The organism is Hominisplanchenecus murintestinalis, from assembly GCF_943193015.1.
In the GTDB taxonomy this organism is placed as follows: domain Bacteria; phylum Bacillota; class Clostridia; order Lachnospirales; family Lachnospiraceae; genus Hominisplanchenecus_A; species Hominisplanchenecus_A murintestinalis.
Genome location: NZ_CALPCM010000059.1, coordinates 1 through 10,103, shown reverse-complemented (window position 1 = coordinate 10,103; position 10,103 = coordinate 1). Strand labels below are relative to the sequence as shown.

At 41.7% G+C, this 10,103-nt stretch carries 12 protein-coding genes; 4 read left to right on the top strand and 8 right to left on the bottom strand.

The features are described from left to right. On the top strand, positions 1-531 hold a 531-nt coding region (locus NFR99_RS13540; RefSeq protein ID WP_135976587.1), incomplete at its 5' end, for a helix-turn-helix domain-containing protein. A gap of 597 nt (positions 532-1,128) precedes the next feature. Here the strand turns inward: NFR99_RS13540 and NFR99_RS13535 are convergent. From NFR99_RS13535 to NFR99_RS13500, 8 genes are all read right to left on the bottom strand, one after another. Next, a complete protein-coding gene (locus tag NFR99_RS13535; RefSeq protein WP_135976588.1) occupies positions 1,129-1,545 on the bottom strand; it encodes a YjdF family protein in 417 nt (138 codons plus the stop codon). Positions 1,546-1,891: 346 nt separating this feature from the next. Further along, the gene (locus NFR99_RS13530; RefSeq protein ID WP_135976589.1) at positions 1,892-2,521 is read right to left on the bottom strand and encodes a CatB-related O-acetyltransferase; all 630 of its coding nucleotides are present in this window, start codon (positions 2,519-2,521) and stop codon (positions 1,892-1,894) included. Between the two features lie 169 nt (positions 2,522-2,690). Beyond that, a complete protein-coding gene (locus NFR99_RS13525) occupies positions 2,691-3,005 on the bottom strand; it encodes a hypothetical protein (protein ID WP_251353918.1) in 315 nt (104 codons plus the stop codon). 19 nt (positions 3,006-3,024) lie between these two features. Then, positions 3,025-4,374, bottom strand: a complete 1,350-nt coding sequence (locus NFR99_RS13520) for a plasmid recombination protein (RefSeq protein ID WP_251353919.1) — start codon at positions 4,372-4,374, stop codon at positions 3,025-3,027. Between the two features lie 353 nt (positions 4,375-4,727). Next, entirely contained in the window at positions 4,728-5,705 is a 978-nt protein-coding gene (locus NFR99_RS13515; protein ID WP_251353917.1) for an AAA family ATPase, read from the bottom strand. A gap of 98 nt (positions 5,706-5,803) precedes the next feature. Beyond that, on the bottom strand, positions 5,804-6,193 hold the full coding sequence (locus NFR99_RS13510; protein ID WP_120486472.1) for a plasmid mobilization protein: 390 nt from the start codon (positions 6,191-6,193) through the stop codon (positions 5,804-5,806). Then, on the bottom strand, positions 6,190-7,254 hold the full coding sequence (locus NFR99_RS13505; protein WP_251353916.1) for a site-specific integrase: 1,065 nt from the start codon (positions 7,252-7,254) through the stop codon (positions 6,190-6,192). Before NFR99_RS13505 ends, NFR99_RS13510 begins: the two co-directional genes overlap by 4 nt. A 66-nt stretch (positions 7,255-7,320) precedes the next feature. Then, entirely contained in the window at positions 7,321-7,515 is a 195-nt protein-coding gene (locus NFR99_RS13500; RefSeq protein ID WP_004080072.1) for a MerR family transcriptional regulator, read from the bottom strand. Between the two features lie 178 nt (positions 7,516-7,693). Here NFR99_RS13500 and NFR99_RS13495 point away from each other — a divergent pair, with 178 nt between their 5' ends. The 3 genes from NFR99_RS13495 to NFR99_RS13485 all read left to right on the top strand — a co-directional run bounded on the left by NFR99_RS13495 (position 7,694) and on the right by NFR99_RS13485 (position 9,873). Then, a complete protein-coding gene (locus NFR99_RS13495; protein ID WP_251353915.1) occupies positions 7,694-8,242 on the top strand; it encodes a helix-turn-helix domain-containing protein in 549 nt (182 codons plus the stop codon). Between the two features lie 130 nt (positions 8,243-8,372). Then, positions 8,373-9,251 carry a MerR family transcriptional regulator gene (locus tag NFR99_RS13490; RefSeq protein ID WP_251353914.1) on the top strand — a complete coding sequence of 293 codons (879 nt, stop codon included), beginning with the start codon at positions 8,373-8,375 and terminating at the stop codon, positions 9,249-9,251. A gap of 154 nt (positions 9,252-9,405) precedes the next feature. Next, complete coding sequence (locus NFR99_RS13485) at positions 9,406-9,873, top strand: hypothetical protein (protein ID WP_251353913.1); 468 nt, start codon at positions 9,406-9,408, stop codon at positions 9,871-9,873. Positions 9,874-10,103 lie beyond the last annotated feature (230 nt).

Genomic DNA, 10,103 nt, shown 5'->3' with positions numbered 1-10,103 from the left:
ATGGCAATTGGCGAAAGAATACATTTTTTCCGCATCATGCGGGGCATGACACAGAAATATCTTGGTATGCTTGTCGGTTTTCCCGAACGGAGCGCAGACGTGCGTCTGGCACAGTATGAAACAGGCTCTCGTAAACCAAAAGCAGACTTGACGGCTGCACTGGCGCAGGCTCTGGACGTTGCGCCACAGGCTCTGGACATACCCGACATTGACAGCTACATCGGACTTATGCACACCTTATTTGCCCTTGAGGACATTTACGGTCTTACCGTCAGCGAAACAGACGGTGAAGTCTGCTTAAAGGTCAGCAAAGACAAAAGCAAGGATGCCGCCGAATTGCTGAAAATGCTCTGCGCTTGGAAAGAGCAGGCGGACAAACTCTCTGCCGAAGAAATCAGCAGGGAAGATTACGACCAGTGGCGGTACAATTACCCAAAATTTGACACCACGCAGCATTGGGCGAAAGTCCCCTCTAAGGAATTGAGCGATGTCTTAGTCGAATCATTTAAAGACAAACTAAAAACTGATTGACAAACACGACAAAAAACGCCCTTAGCCATGAGTTCCTACCCACAGCTAAGGGCGTTATAATATGGATTTATTTCAGTCATCTAAACCGCTTAAAAATCATTCTCCCACCTGTAAACCATCAGACAGCAAGAATAATCGCATTCAAACAACTGTTATCAATTTGTTATCAAAAGACCTTTCCAAAGCCCGCAAACCCGCATAAATACTGGATTCACTAAACATTTTTGTTTATTCGAACTCCCTATGGATATAACATAATCGTTAAATATTTGATTGCTTTTTAAGGGTTTTCATAGCTATAATATCCATATTTCACGCCGTATTTACAGTTTCAGAGCAAACAGGTATCATACGGGTATCACAGATTTTCTCCTCGACTGCCATATCTACATGGTGCTAGCACCATGTAATTATATCAATAAGGAAAAATCATTATTCACTACGTTACGCAATCGAAGCCCCTTTTTATCAACATAATTATAAAAGGTCGTTGCTATCGTTTTTACACTTTTAAAGCCTTATAAAACGAGCGTTTCACGCACCCTAAAGCGTAACAATACAGCATTTACATTTCATTAGGAAATGCCGGAGCAGGTATTACCTGCCCCTATGTTTTTCTTTCCTTTTTTGCTGTTTCAGTTCAAACTGCCGCTGTTTCTCTGCTTCACGTTGTTCCCGGCTCACAATCCTGCGTTCAGTTTTCAACTGCTCCTGCTGTAATTTCAAAGCCTGTTGCGATTTTGTTCCTATCCCGGTATTTTGTACCTGTTTCCGCACCTCACGCTGTACCCGTTTAGGATTGCGACCTACTTCTTTTACATCAGTTGCCACAGCCGGACTAAATCGCAACCGATAGTAATTTTTCAGAACAAAATCATAAACCTCATAGTCTTTTGGTTCTGCGCCAAACGTAACCTTACATACAGATAACTTTCCGTCTGATACACATTCAAACACTCCCACCCAAAAAGGTTCCTCAAAAAATACTGTCAACTTTCCCGAAACTTTGTCCATGACAATTCCTCCTTAAAATAATTGTAATAAACAAAGAACGGACGACCCTAAGGAGGGAGGGCTACTTACACCATAATGGTGCGACTGGACTACCTACCAGTTCTGCAAGAATGCCTTGCGTTGTGTTTTTATCTTTGCTCCTATATATTACCACATAACCGTCTATTTTTCCATAAAAATGTGGCAATCCGCTTGATATTGCGAACTACCACATTACTGCCTTTCCCTTATCTGCATTAACTTACATGGTGCTAGCACCATGTTCAAATCATTACTAAGGAAATATTCTATCTTTTTTTCAGACATAACGTTGTAGGAAACTGTATTCCCACACAAATGTTACCAATTATTCCAAATCCTCAATTCGACCTGATTGAATCGCCGCAATGTTTTTCTTAATCCTGTTTTCAGACCAATTCCACCATTGAACTTTCAATAATTCAGAAATCACACCGTCAGAAAACCGTTTTCGTATCGGTTTTGCAGGAACACCTCCAACAATCGTATAAGGCGGTACATCTTTTGTAACAACTGCTCGTGTCCCAATAATCGCTCCATCACCAATTGTTACACCAGATAGAATAACTGCTTCAAAGCCGATCCAAACATCATTGCCGATTACAATATCGCCTTTGTTGTCCCATGCACTTGTAATCTCTTTTACGTCCAATCCCCATTCCTCAAAAAATATTGGAAATGGATATGTAGAAAGCGAAGACATTGTATGATTTGCACTGGTAAACAGAAACTTTGCTCCACAAGCAATAGAACAGAACTTACCAATTTGTAACTGATCTCCATTGACAGGATAGTGATACAATACATTATTCTTTTCAAATTCCCGTGGGTCATGCACAAAATCATTGTACATTGTATAATCGCCAATTTTAATTCTGTCACTGGTAATCACGTTTTTCAAATAAACTGTTTGAGTATCATCTGTCCGGGGATAAATTTTATTCTCCGATATAGTCATTTTAAAATCCTCCATGTTCTGATAGTTATTATGCAACTATATCGGTTACTACAATGCAGCGTTTCACTTTTTTACCTCCCAACCTAAACTTACAGATTTGATTATACCACTCCCTCTCTACAATTACCACAAAAATATAGGGCACAGCAACCGCCACGCCCCATATTTTTTATCGCTCCAATGCTTTCTCTATCTGCTGTTTCCGCCCTTTCAAATCGTTCTGTTTCTCATACAGACTATTGCGCTCTTTGCAGAGTTCTTTCATTCGCTCCAACTGCTCCCGCACTCCCTCCCGGCAATCCGGCTCTATCTTCTTATATTCCCCGGTCAGATTGCGGATTGTATTGTTGTTTTCCTTTATCTGTTCCGACAGACATACCCAGTCTATCAGATTTTGCACTTCCTTGTCCATTTCGTAAAGGTCTGTATCTGCCACGATTTTAGCACACAGCCGCACCATAACTTTCTTTTCCATATCGGTCATATCCTATCAATCCCCTTTCCTATCGGCTCATTTCAAAGGCACGTTCCGAGCGTTTATTTGCCCTTTCTGCCTGTTCTATTGCCTTTGACCGTTCCACTATCAACTGCACCTGTTCCTTGCCTAAATGACGCTCCAAACGTCCTAAATCAGTCGCTTTTTCCTGCAATCGGTATATGGTGTCGCTCTGTTCCATAACCTTGTCCGTCAAGCGGCTAATCTGTACTTGTTGCCCGTCCACTTTAGCGGTCAGCTTCTTGCCCTGCTCGGTAAGCTGTACGCATTTAATAGTCAGACTTTTTACTATCTCTTTTAATTTCTCCACAAGTGGAAGTGCCTTTTTCTCCCGATAGTTTTTTGCGCTCATCAATGTCCCCGGCTCTGCCAACTGCCATTTTACATCTTCATCATAGGCATGGATATTTCTCTCCATAGCTTCCTTTGACTGTACCATTTTGTTGATTTCCTGCTGTAACTTTTTCTGCTGTTTCTCCAACTTTTCATTTTCGGATAACAGCTTTTCTTTATCCCCTGTCAGTGTTTCCGTCTGTTCTTTTAGAAAATGATTTGTAGCGGAAAGTTCTGATACTTCCTGTCGGATTGCTTCGCCCTCTTTCCGTATTTGCTCCGTTTCCCGTCCTGCCGCTATCTGCTGATAAAGAATGGAAGATAATTCCTCTTTACTGCCGGAGATTGTCTGTTCCAGCTCTGCAACCTCTTTTGCACGTTCCTTTTTCTCAAAATCCAAAACCGATAAATGCTTCTCATGTGTTCCCTTTTTCTCCCACTCAATATCATGCTTTAGCATAATCTCCGCAAGATGTTCTTTCTCTGCCGCTACCCACTGGTTACGTTCCGTTTCGCTCCTTGTGCCGCCTTTGAAGCCAAGTTCTGCCAGTGCCTTTTTTAATGACACCCTTGTTTCAAGCCCTCTCTTGCTTCCAGTCGTATAGGGTACGAAATCTATATGCAGATGCGGTGTGGCTTCGTCCATGTGGAGATAGGCAGAGAACACCCTCAATGTAGGATTGCGCTGTTGGAAGTCCTGCATATATTTATCAAGTATTTTTGCCGCAAGCTGTCCGTCCTCTGTCTTTGCTCCCATATCGTCTTTATTCCCGATTTGCAAAATAATCTCATGGAACGGCTTTTCCTGTTTGCCGGAACAGATTTTCTCATAGTAATCATCAATCCGGCGATCACTTCTGCTCTGCTTCTCATTGTACCAGGCGAGTGCTTCATCAAATAATTCATGGTAAACATCTTTGATATTTTCGTTGCAGTATTCCACGTTCAGACAACTCCGTTCCGGGTCAGTGTTCTTTGCGTGGAATTTTCTGCTGTTGTGGTTGACAGAGCCTTTCCCTGTCATAACGCTGATAGTCCGCTTCAATCAATTTCCCTTTCTCCCTATCGGGTAATGAGCGCCGGACACGGCGCATAGCCTTTGTTACTTTCTGCGAAAGTAACGCAAAAGCACTTTTGACAGGCAAGCCTATCAAAAATGCAACCTGCAAGCAGGTTTTGCGCCCTGCCAGGGGCTTTCCGTCCTTCGGACGGTGGGCGGCTTTTCGCCGCCTTGATACCGCAGCTTCCCTGCTTTCTCTCAACAGCGCAACATTGCAATGTCTATAATTTTTGCAACCTTGCAATCTTCAAGAGCGCAATTCCAAGACTGCAAAATTCTAATACCCTGCATTGTTGCGCTGTTACCTTGCCTGTCCGTCACTGTCTGATTTTATCCAGTTCCCAATACCATGTATTGTTTATCCGCTTCGCCCGAATACCTAACTCTTTCTTCGCATTTTCCAGTGTCCGTTTTGATATGCCCTGTTCCTCCGCAAGATTAAAAATCTCATTGCTCTGCATGGCGTTGTTTGTTTCTGCCAGTTCCCGGAGTAATCGTTTCGCCTGTTCCATTTTATTTGCTTTAGGAGCAATACCGCCCAAGACTTCATCAGCGGTAATCTCATAATCCCCCAGCCACTGAAAACCGTCCTCCGACAGTGCAAATGCTTTCGGGTGTCCGAACGCCGCAAGGTTGTTTTTAATCTGCACCACAGCCCTTATATTTTCTTCCCCCTCAACCCTGCCGACTAAGAGGACGCTTCTAGCAACTGCAAAGAAATCAATCGAACCCATTCCCCGATACGCCGCCTTATTTCCTGCCGCCTTGTTCATATGCCCGACAAGAACAATCGCACACTGGTATTTCTCTGCAAGTGCCGCTAATTTCTTTGTCATATCCCTTGCTTCGTTTGCCCGGTTCATATCCATGCCGCCGCCCAAATAGGCTTGTATCGGGTCTAAAATCAGCAACTTTGCACCTGTCTTTATAACAGCTTCTTCCAGCCGTATATCTATCATAGAAAGGGATTTTATCCTTTCGTCAATGACAGAGATTTTCTCACAGTCTGCCCCTGCCTGTTCTAAACGGGGCTTTACCGTATCGGCAAGACCGTCCTCCGCACTCTGATAGATTACATTCAAAGGCTCTGTAAAATTCATTCCACTGTCTAAATTTTCTCCCTTAGACAGTTTCGCCGCTATATTCAGAATAAATGTTGTCTTTCCGTCGCCCGGGTCGCCTTGAATAATTGTCAGCTTGCCATAGGGGATAAATGGAAACCACAGCCAAGAAACTTCCTGCGACTGTATCTCCGACAATTTAATCAACTGTAATTCGATTTTTGTTTCTTCCATAATGCCCTCCATTTCTGAAAAATCGTTGCCACTGGAAGAAACCTCTGTTATACTGATATTGTGAGGTTGATAACAGAGGTTTTCCAGTTATCACAGCCCTAACAGTTGCCGCTGTCGGGGCTTTTTTCTTCTCCGTTGGTGTTGCCCTGCCACAGATATTTTGCTCCGTCCAACACCCACAGGATAGCTTTCAGCATATCAAGACAGTCATTCCGCATATCTTCCAATCCCTCCGGCGTTAAATCTACCTCTGTCTTTTCAAACTGTTCCGTCACTTCCCGGATATTTGTCTGCATTATCTTTAGTTCCTCTACCAACTGGTAAACCAGTTCTTTTTTGCCGACCACGCACACCCGATTATAAATGCAGGAACGGACAAAATAATCTTTCTTAGAAAGTCCGCTTGCCAAAATCTTTGCTTCGATTTCTTCCCTCTCTCTGGGGGAAATGCGAAAGCTGATTGTTGGGTATTTATGCACTCCACTCATTCTTCTTCCTCCCTGCTGTTCTCAATTTCCAATTTATCCGCAAGTTCTCCCTGCTTATTGGGGTATAAATGTGAATAAGTATTTAATGTTGTTTCGATTTTCTCATGCCCCAACCGTTCCGCAATCGCTAATGGCGTAAACCCCATTTCCACGAGTAACGAAGCGTGGGAATGACGAATATCGTGCAAACGTATTCTTTTTACTCCCGAAGCCTTGATACCTCTAATAATTTCATGCTCCATATAGGATTTTGTAAAACGGAACATTCTTTCGTCTGCCATAATTCCGTATAAGTGCGAAGTATACTCTTTTAATTCTTCTGTCAGAAACGGCGGTATCGTTATGATACGTTTGCTCTTTGGCGTTTTAGGCGGTGTGATAATATCCCTTCCCTCTATCCGCTGATAAGACTTGTTTACGGAAATGGTGCGCTTCTCTAAGTCAATATCATTGTAGGTAAGAGCAAGTAATTCTCCAATCCTCATTCCCGTCCAGTAAAGGAGAAGAAACGCCATTTTTGTTTCCGGCTTGTTCTCCACAGTCACAAGAAACTGCTTAAACTCCTGCTTCGTCCAAAACTCCTTTTCCCCTGCATGGCTCTTTCCGATACTCCCGGCTTTCCTGCATGGATTGTCTTTCAAATCATAGTACCGAACCGCATAATTGAAAATAGCCGACAACTGATTATTGACTGTTTTCAGATACGTTTCCGAATATCCTTTTTTCATCAGTGCATTTTGCCAAGCCCGAATGTCGGAAACCTTAATCTCATTCATATTCTTTTTCTTGAAATACGGAATGATTTTCAAATCAATAATGAATTTCTTTGTACGCATGGTGTTTTCACGCAGACGGTGTTCCATATCCTCATAATAGATTTGTACGAAGTTTTCAAAATTGATGTCTAAATTCCTCTGCTGCTGTTGCAGGAAGTCACGCTCCCACTGTTCCGCTTCCGCTTTTGTCTTAAATCCCCTCTTGTTCTTCTTGTGGCTTACGCCCTGCCAGTCCTTATAATAGAACTGGCAACGCCACATCTTTCCGTCCCTTGTCGCTGACATAAAATCTCTCCTTTCCTTATTGTTGGCGTGTCCTCTCGCCATAGTGGTATACCCTCAGGGTGTTTCCTACATGGCTACGGTCAGACCGTAGAATTTTTCTTCAAAGTATTTTGTCGGGACTTTGCCGCAGATTGTCCGATAGCCCTTTGCTTTCAGTTCCTCATTCAGCCCCCGGATAATCTTATAGGCATAACCCGTTGATACACCAAGCATTTCAGCCGCTTCCTCTGCCGTTACATACATTTTCTTTCCATTCTCCATATAGTCCTGTCCTTTCCTTTTTTATTTTAGGTACACATATGTGACCTTTATGTTTTTATTATACGGTACACTTTTGTGAACGTCAAGTATTTATTTTAAATTTTTATACACAAATGTGTCCTGATGTGATAGAATTGAACTAAGCACTAACGAAAATCACAAAATTGGAGGTATTGGCATGACTACCGGGGAAAAGATTAAACACTTTCGGAATTTGCGCGGCATATCACAGGAAACGCTCGGTCAGCTTTCCGGCATCAATTCCGCCACAATTAAAAAGTACGAGTATGGCATCCGCAATCCAAAGCCCGACCAACTGATGAAAATTGCAAATGCTTTGGGTATCAGTATCAATGTTTTCATGGATTTTGATATAGAAACAGTGTCAGATGTATTGTCTTTGATTTTGAAAATGGACGAGCAATTAGATATGAACTTTGAAGCAGAGAGGTATGAGGACGGAAGTTTCAATCCCGCTACAATCAAAATATCCTTTCTGAACTCCCTGCTCAATCATAAGTTGGGCGTATACATGAAAGCAAGGGAATTGCAGGAGAACCTTTTGAATGATACGGAACGCTTCTCGTCAGAAGAAGAACACCAACGGGCGATTGAAGCACTCTCAAAGGATTTAGACGCTGTTAAGCAGAGTATTCTTGATGACAGTAAGATTGTCAAAAAGGGTGTTAGGGGTATATCTGTAAAAATTTATCCCGAAAATGAATGAAAAATTTTTGAGCAAAAAGTATTGACTTCCACGTAACGTGATACTGTATTCTTTTCTCATAGGAGCAGAATAGATATAAGCCGGCAATCTCTCTGTCTTGCTTCTTCACAAATTTAAGGAGCTGATAAGAATGCGAACCATAAGCCAAGTTGCAGAATTAACAGGCATAAGCACACGAACACTACAATACTATGACGAGATTGGATTGTTAAAGCCAAGCGAATTGACCGAATCCGGCTATCGCCTATATGATGATGAAGCCTTGCAAAAGCTACAACAAATCCTGTTTTTTAAGGAATTGGGATTTAAGCTGAAAGAGATTAAAGAAATTCTGCAAAAACCCGACTTTGACAAGATCAATGCTTTCAAAAGACAAAAAGAATTGCTTTTGCTGAAGCGCAATCGGACAGACAAACTTATACAGCTTCTTAGCCGCTTAGAGAAAGGAGAGCAATGTATGAGTTTTAAAGAATTTGACCTGTCTGATTACATTACCGCATTAGAGGATTTTAAAAATAACAGCACTGATGATGTTATCAAGCACTGGGGAAGTATTGAAAATTTTGATATGTTTCTTTTAAAAATTAAAGATGATGAAGCAGAGGTAGCTAAACTTGCTATTCACCAATTCGGCAGTATTGAAAAATACACCGAAGCCATGAAACATAATTTAGAGCATTTCTCTGAACTCATGGAAACACAACTAACGGAAGAAGTGAAAGAAATTGGAAAACAATCTGATATTCTGTATGGCAGACTAACCACTAATTTGTCAGAAGATGTTTCCTCCCCTAAAATACAATCCATTGTACACGAACTATTGCGGCTTATACAGGAAAATAGCACCAGCGTATCCCTCGATAAGCCCTATATCAATGTTCTTATCGACACATATTCAAGCAATTATATCAAAAACATGACTGATAACAAATATGGAGAGGGGGCTTCTGATTATATCGTAAAAGCGTTCCATTACTACTCGGAGAATAACGCTTCCGAAAACAATTAGAGGCAACAGGCTCTCTCTAAAAAATATATCCCGACAACTAATCATTCTCGCTATGCCGAAAAATAACTTGCCACACTTTAGAGAGCCTTAGTGACATTTGAATTTTCTTGTGGTATAGTGGACTTCCACTTTTAAGAAAAGGAGTTGATGATATATGCCACAGATGAATAAAGGCGGTAAATTTATTTTCGGAAAATCGCTGATACGAGATGACTTGACAATCCATCTCCCAACACAGGCTCTTACAGAGTACAACGCCACAGCAGAGAGAAAAGTCTATCTTTTTACTGGAAGCAAGGTCACTGGCGGCTTTTGTGTGACAAGAAAAGGATTGTTAGAACCATCAAAGTTAGGACACATTCTTACTGATAATCCGGCTTTACTGAATTATCAGACCGCAGAGGGCGAATTTGTCAAATACAAAGGGCGGTCATACTGTTGGGTAAATATTTCAAAGAATGGTATAATTCAGCTTAATCAGCAGATATTAGACTTTCTTAATCTGAATGTTGGAATGGAACTATTGTCTATCCGAAGCAGTGATATAGCTTTTACAATGGGCGCAACCGGTCCTCTGTTGGAAAGAGCCGACAACTATGAGGGCGAAATTCCTCTGTATTAAAAAAGCAGGTATCACGATACCCGCCCCAAATCCAGTATTCATCAAATAATTAGAGCCATTTTAGAGCCAACAGGCATAAAGCAATCCCGGAAACGCCCATTTTATCAGCATTTCCGGGATTTTATCCGTCACTCGAACTCGCAAAGTTCTATCGAGGCTGTAAAAAATCTTGTGTCTATGGATTTTAGACTTTCCTGATAAGAATTAGATATGTAAGAGGTTTTTGTCGG